This is a genomic window from Prochlorococcus marinus, assembly GCF_001180245.1.
GTDB classification, from domain to species: domain Bacteria; phylum Cyanobacteriota; class Cyanobacteriia; order PCC-6307; family Cyanobiaceae; genus Prochlorococcus_A; species Prochlorococcus_A marinus_F.
Genome location: NZ_CVSV01000038.1, coordinates 1 through 208, shown reverse-complemented (window position 1 = coordinate 208; position 208 = coordinate 1). Strand labels below are relative to the sequence as shown.

Sequence of the window (208 nt, the reverse complement as noted above, 5' to 3'; positions counted from 1 at the left end):
CACGGTGATAATTTTTAACTCTTTACCTTCATCGCTTATTTTTGAAAAATATGCTTTAGCCTTTTTGATTATGTTTGTATTAAAACCACCACACAAACCTCTATCAGAAGTCATTACAACACATAAATGTATTTTATCACTCCCTGTTCCAGATAATAATTTTGGAGCATTCTCTTTATCAGATATACCATTAGATAAGTTTAAAATG

1 protein-coding gene is annotated in these 208 nt (G+C 29.3%); it reads right to left on the bottom strand.

The features are described 5' to 3' along the window. Positions 1–208, bottom strand: a 208-nt coding sequence (locus AMO19_RS01245; RefSeq protein WP_179850468.1) for a F0F1 ATP synthase subunit gamma, incomplete at both ends; no start/stop codon positions are given.